A 23,339-nucleotide genomic window follows, 5' to 3' on the forward strand; every position below is an offset into this window, starting at 1 on the left:
CGCGGCTCGTTTGCCGTGCAATGCAGTAGTTGGCCGGAATTCACCTGGGGAGAGCGATGCGCCCGATATCGCGTACGGCACTGGGAGCGGCGATCGCGGCCGTCCTGGCCGTCACCGCCGTCGGCCAGTCCACGGCACAGCCGAGCGACGGAGGGCCGGACAGGAGACCGCTCGTGGGCAGCGAGGCGGCCGGAAAGCAGTCCGCCGCGCCCGTCACGGTGACCCTGGTCACCGGTGACCGGATCGTGGTCTCCACCGACGCGGCCGGCCGCACCGCCGCCACGGCCATGCCCCGCGAGGACGGCTCGCAGCCGATCGTGCAGACCCGCCAGTCGGGCAAGGACCTCTACGTCTACCCGCAGAGCGCGGCCAAGGCCCTCGCCGCGGGCACGGTGGACGAGGAGCTCTTCAACGTCACCGGCCTGATCCGGCAGGGCTACGACGACGCGCACGCCAAGAAGCTCCCGCTCATCGCGGTCTACGACGGCTCCGTGAACCTCGCGCGCAGCGCCCCGCCCGCGCCCCGCGGCGCCGAGCGCTCCCTCGTCCTCGGTTCCATCGGCGGTGTCGCACTCGCCGCGGACAAGCAGCGGGCCGCCGACTTCTGGGCCGACGTCACCGGCGCCGCCGTGGACGCCCGCTCCCGCTCCGCCGCGCCCGGCGGGCTGAAGAAGCTGTGGCTGGACGGCAAGGTGCAGGCCAACCTGGAGCGTTCCACCAAGCAGGTGAACGCCACCGCCGCCTGGGCCGCCGGATACGACGGCAAGGGCACCAAGGTCGCCGTCCTCGACACCGGCACCGACCTGGAACACCCCGACCTCAAGGGCCGGGTCGCCGAGTCGAAGAACTTCACCGACTCCGACACCGACGCCGACCGGCAGGGCCACGGCACCCACACCATCTCCACCGTCGGCGGCTCCGGCGCGGAGAGCGGCGGCGCCAAGAAGGGCGTCGCCCCCGGCGCCGAGCTGCTCAGCGGCAAGGTCCTCAACGACGCGGGCTACGGCCTGGACTCGTGGATCATCGCGGGCATGGAGTGGGCCGTCGCGTCCAAGGCCGACGTGGTCTCGATGAGCCTCGGCGACCCCTCCCAGACCGCCTGCGACGACCCGCTCGCCGCGGCCGCCGAGAAGCTGTCCCAGCAGGGCCCGCTGTTCGTCATCGCCGCCGGCAACTCCGGCCCCGGCAACAACACGGTCTCCTCTCCCGGTTGCGCCGCCAGCGTGCTGACGGTGGGCGCCGTGGACCGCGACGACACCACGGCCGTCTTCTCCAGCCGTGGCCCGGCCGGTCTCCAGCACACCCTCAAGCCCGAGATCGCCGCCCCCGGCGTCGGCATCTCCGCCGCCAACATGGGCGGCCGCGGGGTGTACGCCTACCAGTCCATGTCCGGCACCTCGATGGCCACCCCGCACGTCGCGGGCGCCGCCGCCATCGTCAAGCAGCGCCACCCCGACTGGACCGGGCAGCAGGTCAAGGCCGCCCTCGTCGGCTCGGCCGACTCCGGTGTCCCCGGCGACGTACGGGAGACCGGCGGCGGCCGCCTCGACGTCAAGGCCGCCGTCGACGCCACCGTCACCGGCGCCCCCGCCGTGCAGGGCGGCTCGTACAACTGGCCGCAGGACCGCAGCGACCGCCGGAGCGTCGAGGTCCCGTACACCAACACGGGCACCAAGCCCGTCACCCTGAACCTCTCCGTCGAGAAGGTCACCGGCAACGACGGCTCGGCCGTCCGGAGCCAGGTCGCCCGCCCCGACAAGCGGACCGTCACCGTCCCGGCCGGCGCCACCGTCAAGGTGCCGCTCGCCCTCGACCCGACCGCGAAGCTGGCGCGCTCCCAGTACGGTGACGTCACCGGCCGCGTCGTCGCCACAGCGAACGGCGTGCACGTCTCCACCCCCTTCTCCCTCTACGTGGAGCCGGAGACGGTCACCCTGCGGGTCAAGCTCCTCGACCGCGCGGGCAAGCCGGCCGCCGGACCCTCGTCCCTGGACGTCATCGGCACCGACGACGCCAGCGGCGAGCGCCGCTTCAACGACGGCGCCGCGGACCAGGTCTACCGGGTGCGCCCGGGCTCCTACTTCCTCTCCGCCTTCGTCGCCACCCCGGACGCCGGCGACACCGCCGAGAACCCGATGGTCGACTCGCTCACCTACCTGGGGCGCCCGCAGGTGGAGGTGAAGAAGGACACCGTGGTCGTACTGGACGCCCGCAGGGCCGGGCGCCTGGGCATCGAGGGCGACAAGCCGCTGGAGGCCCGCAACACCACCCTCGGCTTCGCCCGCAGCTGGGACGACGTGTGGCTGCACGCCGGCACCGCCATGGGCGGCCGGACCATCCGCGGCTACTACGCCTCGGTCGAAGGCCGCGCCAAGGAAGGACAGTTCGAGTTCGGCAGCTACTGGCGGGCGGCCGCGCCCCTGCTCTCCGAGCTGAAGGCCGTCGGCGGTCCGGTCCTGCACCCGATCACGGCGAGCACCGGCAGCGACAACCTCGACGGGGCCGGCTCCGCGCCGCTGGTCGACGCGGGCACGGGCACCCCCGAGGAACTGGCCGCGGCCGGCGCCGAGGGAGCGGTCGTGCTGGTCAAGGCAACGGACGGGGCGCTCTACGAGGTGGCCCGCGACGCGCAGGCCGCCGGGGCCCTGGCGGTCCTCGCCTACCGCGAGACCCCGGGCCGCTGGGTCGCCTCCACCGGCTTCGGGGGCAACCTGCCCACGCTGGCCATCGAGTCCGCCGAGGGCAAGGGCCTGCTGGCGAGGCTGGCGGCGGGCAAGGTCTCGCTGTCCTGGAAGGGCGCGGCGAAGAGCCCGTACGTCTACTCCCTCGCCTTCCCCGAGACGCGGGAGGTACAGGGCAACCACACGTACAAGGTGCGTGACCGCGAGCTGGGACAGGTGGAAGCCACCTACAACTCCATGGGCGTGGCGGCCGACTTCATCGACATCGCCGGCGCGTACCGGCCCATCGGCAGCGCGGTCTACTTCGGCGGCTTCGAGACCGTCGCGGCCCCCGGCAAGCGGACCGAGTACTACACCGCCGGGGACACGGCCTGGGACCAGATCCTCTCCAGCAGCTTCCCCTGGGGGGAGTTCATGACCGGGGAGCAGCGCACGTACGCCAAGGGCGCCAAGTCCAGCGCCAGTTGGTACGACGGCGTGACCGGGCCGGTCGCCCCGCGCGACCGCGCGGGCAAGGAGACCCTGGCCGCCGAGCGGCAGGGCAACCTGATCGGCTTCGCCCCCGCCATGTGGGGCGACTTCGGCCACTACGCGCAGCCCGGCTCCTTCGGTGACATCGGCGGACTCCAGCTCAAGCGCGACGGCGAGGTCATCGGCGACAGCTGGTACCCGTTCGGGGTCTTCGAGGTCCCGGCCGGGCAGGGCCGCTACGAACTGACCCAGTCCATCGAGAAGATCGGGCCGCCGTCGCGGACCTGGCAGCGCTCCACCGCCGTCCAGACGACCTGGGGCTTCACCTCGAAGCTCGACGCCTCGGCGTACTCCCAGGGCTTGGCGATCCTCTTCCCGAGGTACGCGGCCCCGCTGGACGGCATGAAGACGGTGGCGGCGGCCGACGGGCAGACCATCGGCCTGAGCGTCACCGGGCACGCGGGCTACGCGCCCGGCGCGCTGAAGTCCGCGAAGCTGTCGTACTCGTACGACGGCGAGAACTGGACCGAGGCCCGGGTGAGCGAGCGCGGCGGCAAGTGGACCGCGACCGTGGACCACGCCGGCGCCTCCGGAAAGCCGGTCACGCTCAAGGTCGAGCTGACCGACGCGAACGGCGCTTCCGTCACCCAGACGGTAGCGCGGGCGTACGACATCCGTTAGGTCGTACGACTGAAGCGGGAAGGGTCCACCGGACGGCGGTCCGGTGGACCCTTTTCGTGCATTCCGCGGTTTCCGCCCCCCTCGGAGGCCGACAATGGGGGCATGAGTCAGCAGGGCGCGGACGACTGGTGGCAGAAGCTCTACGAGGACCCGGACCCGGGGGTGGAACCCGACCACGGGGAGGGGGCCGGGGACGGCGACACCCTGGACCACCGCTTCCGCTCGGCGGCGGTCCTGGTGACGGACCCGCCGCCCGGACCGGCGGGGCAGCCGGGCCACGTTCCGGCGCCGGACCCCGCCGTGCCCGCAGACCGGCGGCCGCCGGGCGCGGTGGTACCGGCCCCCCGGCGCGAGCCCGTCCCGCCACCGCCCCCGGTGCCGCCCGGCGACGGCGTGGCGTTGCCGCCGCCGCGGGATCCGCGGGAGGGCGGGCCGACCTGGTACGCCCTGGGGGACGTGGCGGTACCGCCCGCGCCCCCCGCGCCGGTCCCCGCATCCGCCGAACTGCCCGTGTGGCGGTGGGGGGCGGCGCCCGCGGAGCCCGGCGCGGTCGCCGAGCCGGAGCAGGCCGCCGCCCGGGCCCGGCCCGAAGCCGCGCCCGCGGCCCCGCCCGACCCCCGTGACCGGCCCGAGGTACGGCACCTGGGCGACCGCGCGCCGACCTACGCCGCCGAGCCTGGGGCCCTGGCCGCCGCCGACCCGGCCGCGCTCGACGCGCTGACCCCCGACACCGTCCTGGAGGGGGCCCGTTACGGGAGCTACACCCTGCGCGCCGCCTCCCTGCGCGGGGACTCCGCCCGCTTCCGGGGCGAGGCCCGCCGGGACTTCCTGCTCACCGCCCGCTTCGGCAGCGGCCCGGACGCCCTGGTCCTGGTCGCCCTCGCCGGGGGCGACCGCGCCGCCCCCGGGGCCGCGGCGGCCGCCGCCGAGGTGTGCCGCACGGTCGCCGCGGCCGTCGGCCGCAGCCAGGAGCGGCTCGCCGAGGACATCCGGGCCGGGCGGCGCGACGCCCTGCGCTCAGGGCTCCAGCGGCTCACCGACCGGGGCTACGGGCGGCTGCGGGCCCGCGCCGCCGAGCTGGGCCTGGAGGAGGCGGCGTACACCGCGGGGCTGCGCGGGCTGCTGCTCCCGGTGGATCCGCAGTGCCGGACCCGGGTCGCCTTCGGCGCCGGCGCGGGCGGACTGTTCCGGCTGCGCGAAGGGCGCTGGCAGGACCTGGAGCCGGCCGGCCCGGACGAGCCCGCCGTCCACCGCGGCAAGGACGCCACCGGCGCGGACGGCGGGCTCCCCTTCTTCTTCCGTGCCTCCGTGGCCCGCCCCGGCGACACCGTGCTGCTCTGTTCGGGCGGCCTCGCGGACCCGATGCGCGAGGAGGGCCTGCTCGCCGCCGAGCTCGCCGCACGCTGGTCCGAGGGGGACCCGCCCGGCCTCGCCGCCTTCCTCGCGGACACCCAGCTCCGGCTCAAGGGATACGCCGACGACCGGACGGCCGCCGCGGTCTGGGAGGCGTAACCGCCCGGAACATGCGTGGATGGAAGGCGCACACGGCAGAGCCGAACCGGAAAGGGCGCCCCCTCCATGGCCAAGCAGAACGTGGCGGAGCAGTTCGTCGACATCCTCGTACGCGCGGGCGTGCGGCGGATGTACGGAGTCGTCGGGGACAGCCTGAACCCGATCGTCGACGCCATCCGCCGGACGGGTGACATCGAGTGGATCCAGGTCCGGCACGAGGAGACGGCCGCCTTCGCGGCCGGCGCCGAGGCCCAGATCACCGGCAGGCTCGCCGCCTGCGCGGGCTCCTGCGGCCCCGGCAACCTCCATCTCATCAACGGCCTGTACGACGCCCAGCGCTCGATGGCGCCGGTCCTCGCGCTCGCCTCGCACATCCCCTCCAGCGAGATCGGCCTCGGCTACTTCCAGGAAACCCATCCCGACCAGCTGTTCCGTGAATGCAGCCACTACAGCGAGCTGATCTCCAACCCGAAGCAGATGCCCCGGCTGCTGCAGAGCGCCGTACAGCACGCCATCGGCCGCAGCGGCGTCAGCGTGGTCGCGCTGCCGGGCGACATCGCCTCGCTGCCGGCTCCGGAGAAGGCGGTCGAGCACGCGCTGGTGACCGCGCGGCCGACGGTGCGGCCCGGCGAGGGCGAGATCGAGAAGCTCGTCCGGCTGGTCGACGACGCGGACAAGGTCACGCTGTTCTGCGGCAGCGGCACCGCGGGCGCGCACGCCGAGGTGATGGAGTTCGCCGGCCGGGTCAAGGCCCCGGTCGGGCACGCCCTGCGCGGCAAGGAGTGGATCCAGTACGACAATCCGTACGACGTCGGCATGAGCGGACTGCTGGGCTACGGCGCGGCCTATGAGGCCACCCACGAGTGCGACCTGCTGATCCTGCTCGGCACGGACTTCCCGTACAACGCCTTCCTCCCCGACGATGTGAAGATCGTGCAGGTGGACATCCGTCCCGAGCACCTGGGCCGCCGCTCCAAGCTGGACCTCGCCGTCTGGGGAGACGTACGGGAGACCCTGCGCGCCCTGAACACCCGGGTGAAGGCCAAGACGGACCGGCGCTTCCTCGACCGGATGCTGAAGAAGCACGCGGACGCGCTGGAGGGGGTGGTGAAGGCGTACACGCGCAAGGTGGAGAAGCACATGCCGATCCATCCCGAGTACGTGGCCTCGGTGCTCGACGAACTGGCCGACGACGACGCCGTCTTCACCGTTGACACGGGCATGTGCAACGTGTGGGCCGCGCGCTATCTTTCCCCGAACGGCAAGCGGCGCATCATCGGCTCCTTCAGCCACGGCTCCATGGCCAACGCCCTCCCGCAGGCCATCGGGGCACAGTTCACCGATCGCGGACGTCAAGTGGTGTCGATGTCGGGTGACGGTGGTTTCTCGATGCTGATGGGAGATTTCCTCACCCTGGTGCAGTACGACCTGCCCGTCAAAGTGGTCCTCTTCAACAACTCATCCCTCGGAATGGTCGAGTTGGAGATGTTGGTTTCCGGCCTGCCCTCGTACGGAACGACGAACAAGAACCCCGACTTCGCGGCGATCGCCCGCGCGGCGGGGGCGTACGGGGTCCGCGTGGAGAAGCCCAAGCAGCTCACAGGGGCTTTGAAGGACGCGTTCAAGCACAAGGGGCCCGCCCTGGTGGACGTGGTGACGGACCCCAACGCCCTGTCCATCCCGCCGAGGATCAGTGCCGAGATGGTGACCGGTTTCGCACTGTCCGCCAGCAAGATCGTCCTGGACGGCGGGGTGGGCCGGATGCTCCAGATGGCTCGATCCAACCTCCGCAACGTACCGCGCCCGTGAGCCCGCAGGAGTGCGGATTCCCCCGGCGGGCATGCATCCCGTAGGCCTGTTCGAGAGCAATGCACACGGGAGGTACATCGCCGTGCGGGTGGGGGCGAAGAGCGGGAAGCTGTGGAGAAGGGGGCTGCCGGTGCCGCGCGAACCGTCCGAGCGGGACGGCGGAGCGGCGGACGCACGGGAGATCTCCCGCAGCGTACGCCGGGCCGATCTGAAGGCGGTGGGCGAAGTGCGCAGGGCCTTACGGGAGTTGATGCGACATCGCTGCCAGGCCGACACCGCCGAGGTGGCCGAGCTGCTCGTCACCGAACTCGTCACCAATGCCCTCGTGCACACCGATCAGGGCGCGGAGGTGTCCGCGAGCCTCGCCGCCACCCGGCTGAGGGTGGAGGTCCGGGACTACGCCGCACGCCGCCCGCGGCCGCACGTACCGTCCGCCGACGACGGTACGCACGGCCGGGGGCTGGTGCTCGTACAGGCGCTCGCCGACGCGTGGGGCGTGGACGCGCTCGCGCTCGGCAGCGGCAAGGTGGTGTGGTTCGAGCTGGACGGCGCATGCGAAGCGGGGCCCGCCTGAGTGGACAGGCGGGCCCCGCGGGGCCTTGTGGAGCGGCCGGTGTTCAGCCGAACTGCTGCTCCAGGTCCTTGAGTTTGCGCTCCAGCGAGTCGAGCCGGGGGAGCGTCTGGGTGTCGTCCTCGGCGGTGAGGTCAACCGTCCGGGGACCGCCCGCCTCAGCGGGTTCGGTTCCGTTCACGGCCTGCAGGGAGGGCCGGCGCCGAAGGGGCAGCTGTCCTGTTTCCGCTATGGCCGGCTCCGCGCCGACCGGCGCGGAGCCCGCTCCGGGGGCCAGCCCCGGCACATCGACCTGACGGGCCCGGCCCACGCGGCCGAACGCCCGGTTCTGCCGTCCCAGCGCCTTGATGTGCGCGCGGTCCAGGCGGTGCTGCTCGCGCCTTCGGTGGCGGTCCTGCTCCTTCTCCTTCTTGTCCTCGCGCACCTCGTCCACGGCCTCGTCGAGGGTGCGCACCCCCTCCAGCAGCATGAGCGACCACGCCTCGAAGGTCTCCCGGGGCGCCCGCAGCCAGCGGACCATCCGGATCTGCGGCAACGGCCTCGGGATCAGGCCCTGTTCGCGCAGCGCCGCCCGGCGGGTCTGCTTGAGGGCGCGGTCGAAGAGCACGGCCGCCGAGAGCGACATCCCGGAGAAGAACTGCGGGGCCCCGTCGTGTCCCGCGCCGCGCGGCGCGTGCACCCAGTTGAACCAGGCGGCCGCGCCCGCGAAGAGCCAGACCAGCATGCGCGAGCCGAGGGCGGCGTCACCGTGGCTGGCCTCGCGGACGGCGAGCACCGAGCAGAACATGGCGGCGCCGTCGAGCCCGAAGGGGACGAGGTACTCCCAGCCCCCGGAGAGGTTGAGGTTTTGCCGTCCGAAGCCGACCAGTCCGTGGAAGGAGAGCGCGGCGGCGACCGCCGCGCAGCAGAACAGCAGCACGTACGAGGCGGTCCCGTAGACGGCCTCCTTGCGCCGCCGCCGCTCCTCGCTGCGCTCCCAGCTGTCCTCGGCCGCGGCGGCCTTCTCGCCTTCGCGCTTGCCCCGGGCCAGCACCGCCACTGCCGCAAGTACGCCCAGGATCAGCAGGCTGCCGGGCAGCAGCCAGTCCAGCGATATGTCGGTCAGTCTCATGCGGATGTCCCTTGCCTCGCGTATGCGGCCTTCCGGGCGCCATAGTGGCGCAGCCGGTCGGCCCCGCACGCGGGTTTCGGGGCAAGTGGACGTAATCGGGGGGCGGGGCCCGCCGGATAGGGTGTTGTGATTCGAACTCTCGCTCGCAGGGGCGAGTTGAGTTCGAATACGGTCAGTCTTACGGGTGGGTTCAGCCCGCGGCGGCCGTGAGACGGGAGATCCGGTCCGCGTCACACGTGCGCGGGCAGGTGACACAGGTGTCCTCGGGGCGGATCGTGTAGAAGAGGCAGCAGGCGGCCCGGTCCCGGGTGGGGAGCTCGCGGCCACCCGGGACCGGCAGCGTGCGGAAGCCCGCGCCGCCGGTGTACGGGGCCGTGGAGCCGGGGAGCAGCAGCTCCAACTCGCGCATGGCGCGGGCCTCCTCGTCGCCGCCGAGCAGGTGGCCGACGTACCAGAGGCCCTCGACGACCTCGTCGGTCACCATGCCCCACAGTGCGCGGTGCCGACGGCGCATGCGTGGGCCGAAGCCTTCGAGTACGGGGGTGAGGTGCTCGGCCACCGCGGCCCGGACCTCGGCGCGCAGCGCCTCCTCGTCGGCTACGACCCGCGCCCCCGGGAGGGTGGCCGCGGGGTCGTCCGGCAGGCAGGCGAAGGTGTCGGGGCGGACCGCCATCCGGCCCCGGGCGCGGTGGAAGGCGACGTCGGCGGCCGGCAGCCGGGGCACGCGCCGCGACAGGAACCACGGGACGGTGATCAGCAGGCAGGCCGGCCAGGCGTACCGGTGCAGTCCGAAGCCCGCGACCACGTCCGGGCGGGGCCGGCGGCCGTGGTCCCGCAGGATCTGGGCCTCGTCCCGGGCGAGGAAGGCGTCCAGGGCCGGACCGCCGGCCGCCAGCTCGTCCGCGCCGATCCATCCCGCGCCGCGGGGGGAGGGCTCGTGCGTGGAGAGCTCGTCGACGCGCAGGCCGCCGTACGCCTGAGTCAGGCGCGCGTACGCGTCAGCCAGGGCGGGCGGGGCGGGCGGGGCGGCCAGGACGGGCATGGGGACCACCGATCAAGCGATCGTTAACAGGTAAGGCTTACCTTACCCGATCTCGATCAGGCCGTATCCTCGGAACAGGTCGAGACCTGTTGGAGGACCGAGTGCACGACACGGCCCGAGCCCGGGTACCGGCACAGACGAGGAAAGTGGTGCGCCATTCGGTGCGCGGGCAGGTTCTCGACGCCCTGCGCGCGGCGCTGCTCGACGGCGAGCTGGTGCCGGGCGAGGTCTACTCGGGCCCGGCGCTGGGGGAGCGGTTCGGGGTCTCCGCGACCCCGGTGCGCGAGGCGATGCAGCAGCTGGCGCTGGAGGGGGCGGTGGAGTGCCTCCCCAACCGCGGCTTCCGGGTGCTGACCCGGACCCCGCGGGAGCGGGCGGAGCTGGCCGAGGTACGGGCGCTGCTCGAGGTCCCGGTGATGCTGCGGCTGGCGCGTACGGCCCTGCCGGAAACCTGGTCGGACCTGCGCCCGGCGGCCGCGGCGACCGCCGAGGCGGCGGCGACGGGGGACACGGCGGGGTATGCCGACGCGGACCGGGCCTTTCACCGGGCGGTGCTGGGGCTGGCGGGCAACCAGCAGCTGGTCCAGGTGGCGGAGGAGCTCCACCGGCGGGCGCAGTGGCCCCTGCCGGGCGCTCCGCGGGTGCGGCGGGCGGATCTCGTCGCCGACGCGGAGGAGCACGCGGCGCTGCTGGATGCCCTCGAGGCGGGCGACCTCGCGGCGGTCGAGTCCCTCGTGCGCGCACACTTCCGGGGCGCCCCCGCCTGAGGGCCCGCGCGCCTCAAGAACCGGGGCTCCGCCCCGAACCCCGCGCCTCACACGCCGGCGCGGAGCGCCGTGCAGGGACGGCCGGAGAACGCGGCGCCGCAGGCCGGAGGGCGGGCTACGCCGCCGGGGACGGGGCCAGCTGGTCGGCCAGCCAGGTGGGGATGCCGCCCAGGAGGTGGAACAGGCGGCGGGCCTCCGCGCGCAGGCGGGCCGCCTCCGGCTCCGGCTCGGCCTCGGCCAGCGCGGCCAGCGCCGGGGCGGTGCCGATCAGGAAGCCGAGGTCCTCCCGGATGCGGAGGGACTCCGCGAAGCCCTTGCGCGCCTCCGCCACCTCGCCATCCCGCAGGGCCAGCGCGGCCAGGTGCCGCCAGGTGAAGGACAGCAGCAGGGTGTCGCCGTGCGCCGCCGCCCCCGCGTGCGCCCGCCGGTACGCGGGCAGCGCCGACTGCGGGGCGTCCGCGATGTGTTCCGCGACCAGCCCCCGCCGGAAGTCCAGCAGCGGCCTGGTCCGCGACCCGGGCGACAGCAGCGCCGCGGCCCGGCCCAGCGCCGAGCGGGCCTCGTCGGCCCGGTCCCGTACGCCGAGCACGGTCGCGGCGTACGCCAGCTGGCCCCGCTCGCACGCGGCCGCGCCCCGCTCGTCGTCGCTCACCGCCACCGCCTCCGCGACCCGCAGTGCGTCCTCTGCCTCGGCCCAGCCCTGGCCGGTGAACAGGCACCGCTCCACCAGCAGCGCGGTGCGCTGGACCGCGGCGCCCGCGTCGGCACCCTTGCCGACGTGTGGCGTCAGCAGAGCCGCCGCGTCGGTCCAACAGCCGCGCGAGCGCAGCCGCCATATCGCCCGCTGGAGGGGGTCGTCTCCCCCCGTAGTTCCGGCACCGGACATGGCGGTATCCGCCACATTGCCCTCCCCAAAGCAACCAAGCAGCACGTCGTCGAGCCCTGGGGCGAAATGAGAGCACGGATCGGCGGCTTCGGCCAAGGGGTCGGGTGAACTCTTTCACAAAGTCCGGACGGATCATCAGCCGCCCCGGCCGGGCCCCCGTCCGCACCGGAAGGGGATCTTCTCAGCTCATCCGCAGTGCCAGGAAGAAGTCGAGCTTGTCCTCCAGCCGGGACAGGTCCCGCCCCGTCAACTGCTCGATTCGCCCGACCCGGTAGCGCAGCGTGTTGACGTGCAGGTGCAGTCGCGCCGCACAGCGGGTCCACGAGCCGTCGCAGTCCAAGAACGCCTCCAGCGTCGGGATCAGCTCCGCCCGGTGCCGGCGGTCGTAGTCCCGCAGCGGGTCCAGCAGCCGGGCCGTGAACGCGCGGCGCACGTCGTCCGGCACGAACGGCAGGAGCAGGACGTGCGAGGCCAGCTCGTGGTGCCCGGCCGCGCAGACCCGGCCGGGGCGGGCCGCGGCGACCCGGCGGGCGTGCCGGGCCTCCTCCAGCGCCCCGCGCAGCCCCTCGGCGGAGTGCACCGCCGCGCTGACGCCCAGGGTGAGCCGGCCGTCGTCGGCCAGACCGGCCTGCAGGGGCTCCCGTACGGACGCGAGCAGCTCGTCGGCGTGCAGCGCCGAGTCCGGGCCCTTGTCCTCGCCGGTGTCCCCGGACAGGGAGGGCAGCGGTACGAGGGCGATGGCCTCGTCACCCGCATGGGCCACCGCGATCCGGTCGGACGGCTCCGGTCCCGAGACGGACGGGTCGACCAGGATCTCCTCCAGCAGCGACTGGGCCACCGGGCCGCCGGGGATGTCCCCGCCGTCCCAGTCCACCCGGGCCACGACGACCTGCCAGTGCGGGGCGGCGCCCAGCCCGGGCAGCAGCACCGGGGCCGCCACCCGCAGGCGGGCGGCGATCTCGGCGGGCGGGGCGCCCGTCTGGACCAGCTCCAGTACCTCCTGGGCGAGGCGGCGGCGCACCGTACGGGCCGCGTCGCGCCGGTCCCGCTCGACGGCGATCAGCTGGGTGACGCCCTGGAGCAGGTCCAGGCGCTCGGCCGGCCAGTCGCCGGCGTCGGCCTCCACGGCCAGCAGCCAGTCCGACAGCACGCTCTCGCGCACGTCGCGGGGGACCGCGCCGCCCGCGCCGCCGCGGCCGTGTCCCCTGATCGGGAAGAGGGAGTAGGTAATACCCTGGATGGAGATCCTGTGCGGCCCCCTGCGGCCCGTCCGGACCGCCGCGAGGTGCTCACCGGCCAAGGCCGCGCACACACCGGGGGCCAGTGGTTCGCCCGCTCCGGCGATCTGGCGGCCCGTGGGGGACAGCACCCAGGCCCGCAGATCGAGGTCCGTGGTGAGCAGATCCAGCACCACATCGGGTCCGCCCCCGGCCGGACCGGAGGTCATCAGGCGGCGATGGCGGTCGACGACGGCCGCGAGATCACCGGCGCGCTCGCCGGAAACCTGCCGCACCACGTACTCGGTGATCGTGGCGAATGCAACGTCTTCGTTCACGGCGAACAACGGCAGGCGGTTGCGCCGACAGGCTGATACCAGATCGTCCGGGATGGCACCCAGCTCCGCCTCGCCGGCCGCGAGGCCGGCGACGCCCGCGCTCGCGAGGATTCGTACGAACGGCTCGGAGTCGGCTGAATTCCGACGCCAAGCCAGGCCAGTGAGGACGAGTTCGCCCCCGGAGAGGTATCGGCTGGGATCCCTCAGGTCGGTCGTCATGACCCCGCGGACCGTCCGGTCGAGTTCTTCCTCGCCGCCCAGCAGCCGCAGCCCCAGCGCCTCGGTTTCCAGCAGTGCGCGCAGCCGCATGATGTCGCCGCCGATCTGTCTCGAATGTTGCCGTTGGAAATCGGGCAGGTCGTTGCATCCTGCCTTTCATACGAATCTACAAGACGAGGGAGGCCGCCAGCCAACTCCTTCATGGTTTCGGTGACTGCACCCGAGGGACACGGGGCTTGTGTACTGGCTCCACACCGCGTTAACAGCACGTGAACGACCAGTCGAGGGCCTAGGGGCCTCCTGGCTTGAAGTGAACGACCCGATTGAGAAGAAGAGAGCCACACATGGACTTCCTTCGCCCCGCCAGCTGGGAGGAGGCGCTCGCCGCTAAGGCCGAGTTCCCCACAGCTGTGCCGATTGCGGGTGGCACCGATGTGATGGTCGAGATCAACTTCGACCACCGTCGGCCGGAGTACCTCCTGGACCTGAACCGCATCGGTCTGCTGCGGGAGTGGGAGGTCGGCGAGGACGTGGTTCGTCTGGGCGCCTCCGTCCCGTACACGCAGATCATGGAAAACCTCCGTACGGAGCTGCCCGGTCTCGCGCTCGCCTCGCACACGGTCGCGTCTCCGCAGATCCGCAACCGCGGCGGCGTCGGCGGCAACCTCGGTTGCGCCTCGCCGGCAGGTGACTCCCACCCCGCGCTCCTCGCGGCGGGTGCCGAGGTCGAGGTGGAGTCCGTACGGGGCTCTCGCCTGATCCCGATCGACGAGTTCTACACCGGCGTCAAGCGCAACGCGCTGGCCGCCGACGAGCTCATCAAGACCGTCCACATCAAGAAGGCGGACGGCCCCCAGCAGTACTCCAAGGTCGGCTCCCGCAACGCGATGGTCATCGCGGTCTGCGCGTTCGGCCTGGCGCTGCACCCCGAGACCCGCACGGTCCGAACCGGCATCGGTTCGGCCGCGCCGACCCCGATCCGGGCGAAGGCCGCCGAGGAGTTCCTCAACGCCGCGCTCGAAGAGGGCGGCTTCTGGGAGTCCGGCAAGGTCATCACCCCGTCGATCGCCAAGCAGTTCGGTGACCTCGCCTCGGGCGCGGCCAACCCGATCGACGACGTCCGCGGCACGGCGAAGTACCGCCGCCACGCGGTCGGCATCATGGCTCGCCGCCAGCTCGTCTGGACGTGGGAGCAGTACCGCGGTTCGAACAACGGCCGCTCGCTTGAAGGGGCTGCGTAATCATGCGCGTCAATTTCACTGTCAACGGTCGCCAGCAGGAAGCCGACGACGTGTGGGAGGGCGAGTCCCTCCTCTACGTCCTGCGCGAGCGCCTGGGCCTGCCGGGTTCGAAGAACGCCTGCGAGCAGGGCGAGTGCGGTTCCTGCACCGTCCGCCTCGACGGCGTGCCGGTCTGTTCCTGTCTGGTCGCGGCCGGTCAGGTCGAGGGTCGCGACGTCGTGACCGTCGAGGGCCTGGCGGAATTCGCCAAGCAGCGTGAGGAGCACGGCCACGGCGGTGGCTGCGCCTCCGGCGGCGGCTGCGGCAGCAAGGGCGGCGTCTCCCTGGACGCGGCCAAGCAGTGGCAGGCGCACGGGCCCAACAGCGAGCTCCGCTCGCGGGCCGGCGATTCCCAGACCGGTGAGGGCGTGGAACTCTCCAACATCCAGCAGGCGTTCATCGACGCCGGCGCCGTGCAGTGCGGTTTCTGCACCCCGGGTCTGCTGGTCCAGGCCGACGCGCTGCTGGAGGAGAACTCCTCCCCGTCCGACCAGGACATCCGTGAGGCCCTGTCCGGCAACCTCTGCCGCTGCACGGGCTACGAGAAGATCCTCGACGCGGTCCGCCTCGCGGCCGCCCGTCAGTCTGAGGCGGTCTGACCATGGCCCAGAACACGCGCACGGTTCCGGCGGGTACGCCGACCAACGTCACGCAGAAGCACAACAAGGGCGGCATCGGCGAGTCCACGCTCCGCCCGGACGGCACCCTCAAGGTCACCGGTGAGTTCGCGTACTCCTCGGACATGTGGCACGAGGACATGCTGTGGGGCCAGACCCTGCGCAGCACCGTCGCCCACGCCGAGATCGTCTCCATCGACATCTCCGAGGCCCTGGCGATGCCGGGCGTCTACTCGGTGCTGACGTACGACGACCTGCCGGCCGAGATGAAGAACTACGGCCTGGAGATCCAGGACACCCCGGTCCTCGCCCACGGCCGGGTACGCCACCACGGTGAGCCGGTCGCCCTCGTGGCCGCCGACCACCCGGAGACCGCCCGCCGCGCGGCCGCGAAGATCAAGATCGACTACCGTGAGCTGCCGCTCGTCACGGACGAGGCCTCCGCCCTCGCCGAGGGCGCGCCGCTGATCCACGAGGGCCGCGACGACCACCACATCGGTCACGTCCCGCACCCGAACATCGTGCACCGCCAGCCGATCATCCGCGGCAACGTGGAAGAGGCCCGCAAGCGCGCCGATGTCATCGTCGAGGGGGAGTACACCTTCGGCATGCAGGACCAGGCCTTCCTCGGCCCGGAGTCCGGCCTCGCCGTGCCGTCCGAGGACGGCGGCGTCGAGCTGTACGTCGCCACCCAGTGGCTGCACTCGGACCTCAAGCAGATCGCCCCCGTCCTCGGTCTCCCCGAGGAGAAGGTGCGCATGACGCTCTCCGGCGTCGGCGGTGCCTTCGGTGGTCGCGAGGACATCTCGATGCAGATCCACGCCTGCCTCCTGGCCCTGGCCACGGGCAAGCCGGTGAAGATCGTCTACAACCGGTTCGAGTCCTTCTTCGGCCACGTGCACCGTCACCCGGCGAAGCTCTACTACGAGCACGGCGCCACCAAGGACGGCAAGCTCACGCACATGAAGTGCAAGATCGTCCTGGACGGCGGCGCGTACGCGTCCGCTTCCCCGGCGGTCGTGGGCAACGCCTCCTCCCTCTCGGTGGGTCCGTACGTCCTCGAGGACGTCGACATCGAGGCGATCGCGCTCTACACGAACAACCCGCCCTGTGGCGCGATGCGCGGCTTCGGCGCCGTCCAGGCCTGCTTCGCGTACGAGGCCCAGATGGACAAGCTCGCGGCGAAGCTGGGCATGGACCCGGTCGAGTTCCGCCAGCTGAACGCCATGGAGATGGGCACGGTCATGCCCACCGGCCAGGTCGTGGACGCCCCGGCGCCCGTCGCCGAGCTGCTGCGCCGGGTCAAGTCCCGCCCGCTGCCGCCGGAGCGCCAGTGGGAGACCGCCGGCGAGAACGCGGACGTCCGCGCGCTGCCCGGCGGCCTGTCCAACACCACCCACGGCGAGGGCGTCGTCCGCGGCGTCGGCTACGCGGTCGGCATCAAGAACGTGGGCTTCTCCGAGGGCTTCGACGACTACTCGACCGCCCGCGTGCGCCTCGAGGTCATCAACGGCGAGCCCGTCGCGATGGTCCACACGGCCATGGCGGAGGTCGGCCAGGGCGGCATCACCGTCCACGCGCAGATCGCCCGTACCGAGCTGGGTGTCACGCAGGTGACCATCCACCCGGCCGACACGCAGGTCGGCTCCGCCGGTTCCACGTCCGCCTCGCGGCAGACGTACATGACCGGTGGTGCGGTGAAGAACACCTGTGAGGCCGTGCGCGAGGCCGTCCTGGAGATCGGGCGCCGCAAGAACGGCTCGTACCACCCGGCGTGGGCGACGGCCGAGCTGCTGCTCGAAGGCGGCAAGGTCGTCACCGACGGCGGCGAGGTCCTCGCGGACCTGGCCGAGCTGCTGGAGGGCGAGGACGCGATCGACCTCGAGCTCGAGTACCGTCACCACCCGACCGTCCCGTTCGACCTGGTCACCGGCCAGGGCAACGGCCACGTCCAGTACACCTTCGCCGCGCACCGCGCGGTCGTCGAGGTGGACACCGAGCTCGGCCTCGTGAAGGTCGTCGAGCTGGCGACCGCCCAGGACGTCGGCAAGGCGCTGAACATGCTCTCCGTGGTCGGCCAGATCCAGGGTGGTACCACCCAGGGCCTGGGCGTCGCGATCATGGAGGAGATCATCGTGGACCCGAAGACCGCGAAGGTGCGCAACCCCTCCTTCACGGACTACCTGATCCCGACCATCCTCGACACCCCGACCATCCCGGTCGACGTCCTGGAGCTCGCCGACCCGAAGGCGCCGTACGGCCTTCGCGGCATGGGCGAGGCCCCGACCCTCTCGTCCACCCCGGCCGTCCTCGCGGCGATCCGGGCGGCGACCGGTCTGGAGCTCAACAAGACCCCGATCCGTCCGGAAGCCCTCACCGGCACCCTCTAGGACGGCACGGTCCGGGGCCGCGAGGCCCCGGACCCCCCAAGCTCTCCGGGCGGTGTGACACGGGAACGTCACACTTCCACTCCCACCGCCCGGAGTACGAAGTCCGGAGTTCGCAGTACCGCACCGCTCGCGGTCCGTTTCACCGGCAGTCCCCCCCCGCAGTAACCCCAGGGCGGCACCCATCACCCCCGGATGCCGTCGCCAGTACCGCGAAACCCCCGCAGTACCCGCAGTACACGCAGGAACATTCGCGTCGCCTCGGGCCGTCACCCCGGGTCGTGCAGCCAAACGCAGTTTCCCAAATCCCGCGTCTCCAATCTTCATGCGGGTGCCCCTTTGAACCTTGGGAGTTAGGCACCATGACCCAATCGTCCGTAGAGCCCAAGACCAGTGCGGAAGAGGCCGGCGACGGCTCTCGTCCCCCCGCCGGGCGCTCTTGGCTCGACCGGTATTTCCACATAACCCACAGAGGATCCAACGTCGGCAACGAGGTTCGTGGCGGTATCACGACCTTCATGGCGATGGCGTACATCCTCCTGCTCAACCCCCTGCTCCTCTCGGGCAAGGACGTCGCGGGTGCCTCGATGGCCACCTCGGCGATCATCACCGCCACCGCGTTCGCCGCAGCCGTCACGACGCTCCTCATGGGCTTCGTCGGCAAGGTGCCGCTCGCGCTGGCCGCCGGCCTCTCCGTGTCCGGTGTGCTCGCCTCGCAGGTGGCCCCGCAGATGACCTGGCCGCAGGCCATGGGCATGTGCGTGGTCTACGGTGTCGTGATCTGTCTCCTGGTCGTCACCGGCCTCCGCGAGATGATCATGAACGCGATCCCCCTCGCGCTCAAGCACGCCATCACCATGGGCATCGGCATGTTCGTCGCCCTCATCGGCCTCGTGAAGGCCGGCTTCGTGGGCCGGGGTCCGGAATTCGGTCCCCCCGTCCAGCTCGGTTCCGTCGGCGAACTCGCCGGCTGGCCCGTCCTCGTCTTCTGCGTGACCCTGCTCACCATCTTCATGCTGCAGGCACGCAAGGTTCCCGGCGCGATCCTGATCGGCATCGTCGGCGGAACCGTCCTGGCGGCCATCGTCAACGCCGCGGCGGACGTCGACCCGAAGGCCTGGCGCAGCGGCCCGCCGGAGCTCAGCGGCTCCGCGGTCTCGATGCCCGACTTCTCGCTCTTCGGTGACGTCTCCTTCGGCGGCTGGGGCGACGTCGGCTACATGACGGTCGGCATGATCGTCTTCACCCTCGTCCTGGCCGGCTTCTTCGACGCGATGGCCACCATCATCGGTGTCGGCACCGAGGCCAAGCTCGCCGACGACAAGGGCCGCATGCCGGGCCTGTCCAAGGCCCTGTTCATCGACGGTGCCGGTGGCGCCATCGGTGGCATCGCGGGCGGCTCCGGCCAGACCGTGTTCGTCGAGTCCGCCACCGGCGTCGGCGAGGGAGCCCGCACAGGCCTCGCCTCCGTCGTGACCGGCCTGTTCTTCGCCGCCTGCCTCTTCTTCACCCCGATCACGCAGATCGTCCCGGGTGAGGTCGCCTCCGCCGCCCTGGTGGTCATCGGCGCGATGATGATGCAGAACGCCCGCCACGTGGACTGGGCCGACAGCGCGACCTCGATCCCGGTCTTCCTGACCGTCGTGATCATGCCGTTCACCTACTCGATCACCGCCGGTGTCGCCGCCGGCGTCATCGCGTACGTCGCCATCAAGACCGCCCAGGGCAAGGCCCGTGAGATCGGCGCCTTCATGTGGGGCCTGACCGCGGTCTTCGTGGTCTTCTACGCCCTGCACCCGATCGAGGGCTGGCTCGGGGTCGCCTGACCCGGGCGGACCTGATCCGTACCCGACCCGCATCCTCCACGTATCCGATACTGGAGACCGAACCCTCCGAGGAGGCCGCAATGCTGGACATCGCCGAGGAACTGAACCGGTGGGTCGAGCAGGGACGTGACTTCGCAGTCGCCACCGTCGTGGCGGTCGGCGGGAGTGCGCCCCGGCAGCCCGGAGCCGCGCTCGCCGTCGACGGCGAGGGCACCGCGATCGGTTCGGTCTCCGGCGGATGCGTGGAGGGTGCGGTGTACGAGCTGTGCCGGCAGGCCCTGGAGGACGGCGAGACCGTCCGCGAGCGCTTCGGCTACAGCGACGACGATGCCTTCGCCGTGGGCCTGACCTGCGGCGGGATCATCGACATCCTCGTCACCCCGGTCCCCGTGGGCTCCCCCGAACGGGCGGTGTTCGCGGCGGGCATCGCCGCCGCCGCCCGGGGGGAGGCGGCGGCGGTCGCCCGGATCGCCGAGGGCCCGGCCGAGCTGATGGGCCGCGTCGTGCTCGTGCGCGGCGAAGGCGCCTTCGAGGGCGGATTCGGCGGCCACCCCGAGCTCGACCGCACCATCGCCGAAGAGGCCCGCGCCATGCTCGACGCCGGCAGGACCGGCGTGCTGGAGATCGGCGCCGACGGCCGGCTCTGCGGTGAGCCGCTCAGGGTGCTGGTCGAGTCCAGCGTGCCGCCGCCGCGGATGATCGTCTTCGGCGCCATCGACTTCGCCTCCGCCCTGGTGCGGATCGGCAAGTTCCTGGGCTACCGGGTGACCGTGTGCGACGCGCGGCCCGTGTTCGCCACGAAGAACCGTTTCCCCGAGGCGGACGAGATCGTCGTCGACTGGCCGCACCGCTACCTGGAGGGCACCGACGTCGACGGCCGCACCGTCCTGTGCGTGCTCACCCACGACGCCAAGTTCGACGTCCCGCTCCTCGAGATGGCCCTCAAGCTGCCCGTCGCCTACGTGGGCGCCATGGGCTCCCGCCGTACCCACGAGGACCGCAACAGGCGGCTGCGCGAGGTCGGCGTGAGCGAGCTGGAGCTGGCCCGCCTGCGTTCCCCGATCGGCCTGGACCTCGGTGCCCGCTCCCCGGAGGAGACCGCGCTGTCCATCGCGGCCGAGATCGTCGCCAACCGGCGCGGCGGCACCGGCGCGGCCCTGACCGGCGCGCACATACCGATCCACCCGGACGCCGCGAACACGGTCGTCAGCCGGATCGGCTCCGTCGCTTGAAGCGGTGACCGGAGCCGATGAAAGGGCGCAACCCCCGTGGGGGTTGCGCCCTTTCGCCGTGGGGTCTATTTTACCGGCCGGTAACACCAGACACACTCTCCACCCTTTCCCCACCACACCGGAGCTGAGCGGATGTTACGACCCCTGCGCACCCTTTGCGCCCTGGCCGCGGTCACCCTCGTCACCGCCCTCGCTCCTGCCGCCGCGGCCCGCTCCGGCGGCGGCGACCTGCGCGAGGTGCTGTTCGTCGGCAACAACTGGGAGGGCACCGCCGATGTCCTCGCCTCCACCGGAGACCTCGCCAAGGTGGGCCGGATCAACATCGTCCCGGACAAGGACGAGCGGATGCGGGAGATCTACCTCAACCCGATCAAGCTCGGCTACTTCCTGGGCATCCGCGCCACCGCCGGCGAGGGCCACGACCAGTTCGTGGACGACATGTACACCACCCCGGACGGCTCCGCCGTCGTCGCCTCCCGCCCCAGCTTCGCCGACGTCGTCTCGATCGACGTACGGACCGGCCGGGTCAACTGGCGCTTCCCCGTGTCCGGTTACCGTTCCGACCACATGGCGGTCTCCCCGGACGGCACGCGCGTGGCCGTCTCCGCCTCCACCGCCAACACCGTGCACGTCCTCGACATCGCCACCGGCCGTCAGGTCGGCTCCTTCGGCACCGGCGACAAGCCGCACGAGAACACCTTCTCCCGCGACGGCCGCTACCTGTGGAACAGCGCCATAGGCGATGTCACCTCCGCCCTCGACGCCCCCTGGCTGGACTGGACGAAGGGCGACCGGAAGATCACGATCGTCGACGCCCAGACCTTCCGCCCGGTCCGGACGATCGACATGCGAGAGCGGCTGAACGCCTTCGGCCGCTCGGACCTGTCCGACGCCGTTCGGCCCGTCTCCTTCAGCCCCGACGAGTCCAAGCTCTACTTCCAGGTGTCGTTCTTCAACGGCTTCGTCGAGTACGACGTCGCCGCCGACCGGATCACCCGGATCAAGACCCTGCCCCAGAACCCCGCCACCAGCACCGACCGCACCACCTGGGTCAACGACTCCCGCCACCACGGCATGTCCATGAGCCCGGACGGGGCCAAACTCTGCATCGCGGGCACCATGGACGACTACGCCACCGTCGTGGACCGCGCCACCCTCACCGAAGGGCCGCTGGTGCCCGCCGCGAAGCCGTACTGGGCCACCGTCGACGGCGACGGCACGGCCTGCGTGATTTCCGAGAGCGGCGCCGACCAGGTCACCGCCATCGACTTCGCCACCGGCACCAAGCGGGTGTCCGTGCCCGTCGGCGACCACCCGCAGCGGGTCCGGCTCGGCCACGTCCCGGCGGGCTGGACCGGCCCGGCCGCCCGGTAGCCCGTGATGGCGCCGGCGGCGAATCCGGCCACTATGAGGTGACCAGTCCGCGATGACCGATTAGTCTCCTGATCATGTTGGACATCCGTGAGGTACCCGAGGCAGACATCGACCGCGCTCTGGAGCTCGCGTACCTGGTCTTCCACGACCGCCCGGAGAAGGAGGCGCGCGAACGGCATCACGCCCTGCTCCGCCACTGCACGCGGATCGGGGCCTACGACGGGGACGCGCTGGTCGGCTTCATGGCCGCATACGATTTCCGGCTGTCGGTGCCCGGGGCGGACCTGCCCTGCCCCGGGGTCACCTTCGTCTCCGTCGCTCCCACCCACCGCCGCCGCGGCGTGCTCACCGGCCTGATGGGCGAGCTGCTGCGCGGGGCCGGGGCCGCGGGCAGCCCGATCGCCGCCCTGTGGGCCTCCGAGGCCGCCATCTACGGCCGCTTCGGGTACGGGGCCGCCACCCAGGGCGTCACCATCGAGATCGACTCCACCCGGCCGCTGGCCCTGCGCATCGACCCGGACCGCCGGCCGCTGCGGCTGGTCGACCCCGAGGACGCGCTCGCGGTGATCGGCCCGTACCACGAGGCCGCCCGCTCGGTCCGGTCCGGCCGGCCCACCCGCGACCCCGAGCGCTGGCGCGAGGCCTGGCTGTGCGAACAGGACGAGGAGGACGAGGAGTTGAGCCCGCCCCGGATCATCGTCCTGGGTGACCCGGGCGAGCCGGTCGCGGGCTACGTCCTCTACCGCACGAAGCCGGAGTCCGCCGGGAGCGAGGCGGGGCCCGTGCGCGCGCCCGGCCTGGTGCGGGTCGAGGAACTGGAGGCGGACACCCCGGCGGTGGCCGCCGCCCTCTGGGAATGCCTGGCCTCCCTCGACCTCACCGGCAGGGTCCGGGCGTGGGGCCGCCCGGCCGACGACCCGCTGCTGCACTTCGCCGCCGACCGGGACCAGGTCCGGGTCACCGGCGCCCACCCGGCACTGTGGCTGCGCCTGATCGACGTACGGGCGGCGCTGACCGCGCGCTCGTGGGCCGCGCCCGTGGAACTCGTACTGGAACTGACCGACGTACGGCTGCCCGCCAACGCCGGGCGGTACCGGCTGAAGGCGGGGCCCGCCGGTGCGGTGTACGAGCCCGCCGTGCAGGCCCCGGACCTGTCCCTGGACGTACGGGAACTCGCGGCCTGCTACCTCGGCGGGACCCGGGCCGCCGAGCTGGTCGCGGCCGGCCTGGTGGTCCAGCACACCCCCGGCGCGGCGGCGGCGCTCGACGCGGCCCTGGGGACCGGGCTGCTGCCGCACACCTCGGACGAGTTCTGAGC

The 23,339-nt window shown here is 72.3% G+C and carries 16 protein-coding genes; 12 read left to right on the forward strand and 4 right to left on the reverse strand.

The genetic code is table 11. The annotated features are described in order from the left end of the window. The first annotated feature begins 56 nt into the window (after nucleotides 1–56). From ACFWB8_RS16135 to ACFWB8_RS16150, 4 genes are all read left to right on the forward strand, one after another. Entirely contained in the window at nucleotides 57–3,833 is a 3,777-nt protein-coding gene (locus ACFWB8_RS16135) for a S8 family serine peptidase (protein WP_385226434.1), read from the forward strand. A 102-nt stretch (nucleotides 3,834–3,935) separates the two neighbouring features. Beyond that, nucleotides 3,936–5,345 carry a protein phosphatase 2C domain-containing protein gene (locus ACFWB8_RS16140; RefSeq protein WP_385226436.1) on the forward strand — a complete coding sequence of 470 codons (1,410 nt, stop codon included), beginning with the start codon at nucleotides 3,936–3,938 and terminating at the stop codon, nucleotides 5,343–5,345. Between the two features lie 66 nt (nucleotides 5,346–5,411). Continuing rightward, nucleotides 5,412–7,154, forward strand: coding sequence for a pyruvate dehydrogenase (locus ACFWB8_RS16145; RefSeq protein WP_385226438.1), 1,743 nt, complete (start codon nucleotides 5,412–5,414; stop codon nucleotides 7,152–7,154). 130 nt (nucleotides 7,155–7,284) lie between these two features. Then, complete coding sequence (locus ACFWB8_RS16150) at nucleotides 7,285–7,728, forward strand: ATP-binding protein (RefSeq protein ID WP_385226440.1); 444 nt, start codon at nucleotides 7,285–7,287, stop codon at nucleotides 7,726–7,728. Nucleotides 7,729–7,771: 43 nt separating this feature from the next. Here ACFWB8_RS16150 and ACFWB8_RS16155 read toward each other — a convergent pair whose 3' ends face one another. Then, nucleotides 7,772–8,836: a DUF2637 domain-containing protein gene (locus tag ACFWB8_RS16155; protein ID WP_385226442.1), complete on the reverse strand. Its 1,065-nt coding sequence runs from the start codon at nucleotides 8,834–8,836 to the stop codon at nucleotides 7,772–7,774. A 190-nt stretch (nucleotides 8,837–9,026) separates the two neighbouring features. Continuing rightward, nucleotides 9,027–9,878: a (2Fe-2S)-binding protein gene (locus ACFWB8_RS16160; protein WP_385226444.1), complete on the reverse strand. Its 852-nt coding sequence runs from the start codon at nucleotides 9,876–9,878 to the stop codon at nucleotides 9,027–9,029. Between the two features lie 86 nt (nucleotides 9,879–9,964). Between ACFWB8_RS16160 and ACFWB8_RS16165 the strand changes: the two genes are divergently transcribed. After that, nucleotides 9,965–10,645: a GntR family transcriptional regulator gene (locus tag ACFWB8_RS16165; protein WP_385226478.1), complete on the forward strand. Its 681-nt coding sequence runs from the start codon at nucleotides 9,965–9,967 to the stop codon at nucleotides 10,643–10,645. Nucleotides 10,646–10,760: 115 nt separating this feature from the next. Here ACFWB8_RS16165 and ACFWB8_RS16170 read toward each other — a convergent pair whose 3' ends face one another. Together ACFWB8_RS16170 and ACFWB8_RS16175 are read right to left on the reverse strand one after the other, a co-directional pair. Continuing rightward, nucleotides 10,761–11,546, reverse strand: coding sequence for a hypothetical protein (locus ACFWB8_RS16170; RefSeq protein ID WP_385226446.1), 786 nt, complete (start codon nucleotides 11,544–11,546; stop codon nucleotides 10,761–10,763). 166 nt (nucleotides 11,547–11,712) lie between these two features. After that, nucleotides 11,713–13,395: a PucR family transcriptional regulator gene (locus tag ACFWB8_RS16175; protein ID WP_385226448.1), complete on the reverse strand. Its 1,683-nt coding sequence runs from the start codon at nucleotides 13,393–13,395 to the stop codon at nucleotides 11,713–11,715. Nucleotides 13,396–13,649: 254 nt separating this feature from the next. On the opposite strand from ACFWB8_RS16175, the gene ACFWB8_RS16180 reads away from it, so the two are divergent. The 7 genes from ACFWB8_RS16180 (at nucleotide 13,650) to ACFWB8_RS16210 (ending at nucleotide 23,337) form a co-directional block, all read left to right on the forward strand. Next, a complete protein-coding gene (locus tag ACFWB8_RS16180; RefSeq protein WP_385226450.1) occupies nucleotides 13,650–14,546 on the forward strand; it encodes an FAD binding domain-containing protein in 897 nt (298 codons plus the stop codon). Between the two features lie 2 nt (nucleotides 14,547–14,548). Further along, nucleotides 14,549–15,184, forward strand: a complete 636-nt coding sequence (locus tag ACFWB8_RS16185) for a (2Fe-2S)-binding protein (protein WP_385226452.1) — start codon at nucleotides 14,549–14,551, stop codon at nucleotides 15,182–15,184. A 2-nt stretch (nucleotides 15,185–15,186) separates the two neighbouring features. Next, a complete protein-coding gene (gene pucD, locus ACFWB8_RS16190; RefSeq protein ID WP_385226454.1) occupies nucleotides 15,187–17,592 on the forward strand; it encodes a xanthine dehydrogenase subunit D in 2,406 nt (801 codons plus the stop codon). Between the two features lie 359 nt (nucleotides 17,593–17,951). Continuing rightward, complete coding sequence (locus ACFWB8_RS16195) at nucleotides 17,952–19,415, forward strand: NCS2 family permease (protein ID WP_385226456.1); 1,464 nt, start codon at nucleotides 17,952–17,954, stop codon at nucleotides 19,413–19,415. An 80-nt stretch (nucleotides 19,416–19,495) separates the two neighbouring features. Then, entirely contained in the window at nucleotides 19,496–20,647 is a 1,152-nt protein-coding gene (locus tag ACFWB8_RS16200; protein ID WP_385226458.1) for an XdhC family protein, read from the forward strand. Between the two features lie 132 nt (nucleotides 20,648–20,779). Further along, nucleotides 20,780–22,021 carry a YncE family protein gene (locus tag ACFWB8_RS16205; RefSeq protein WP_385226460.1) on the forward strand — a complete coding sequence of 414 codons (1,242 nt, stop codon included), beginning with the start codon at nucleotides 20,780–20,782 and terminating at the stop codon, nucleotides 22,019–22,021. A gap of 74 nt (nucleotides 22,022–22,095) precedes the next feature. Then, the gene (locus tag ACFWB8_RS16210; protein ID WP_385226462.1) at nucleotides 22,096–23,337 is read left to right on the forward strand and encodes a GNAT family N-acetyltransferase; all 1,242 of its coding nucleotides are present in this window, start codon (nucleotides 22,096–22,098) and stop codon (nucleotides 23,335–23,337) included. Nucleotides 23,338–23,339 lie beyond the last annotated feature (2 nt).

It is taken from the genome of Streptomyces sp. NPDC060031 (genome assembly GCF_042736805.1).
Lineage (GTDB): Bacteria > Actinomycetota > Actinomycetes > Streptomycetales > Streptomycetaceae > Streptomyces.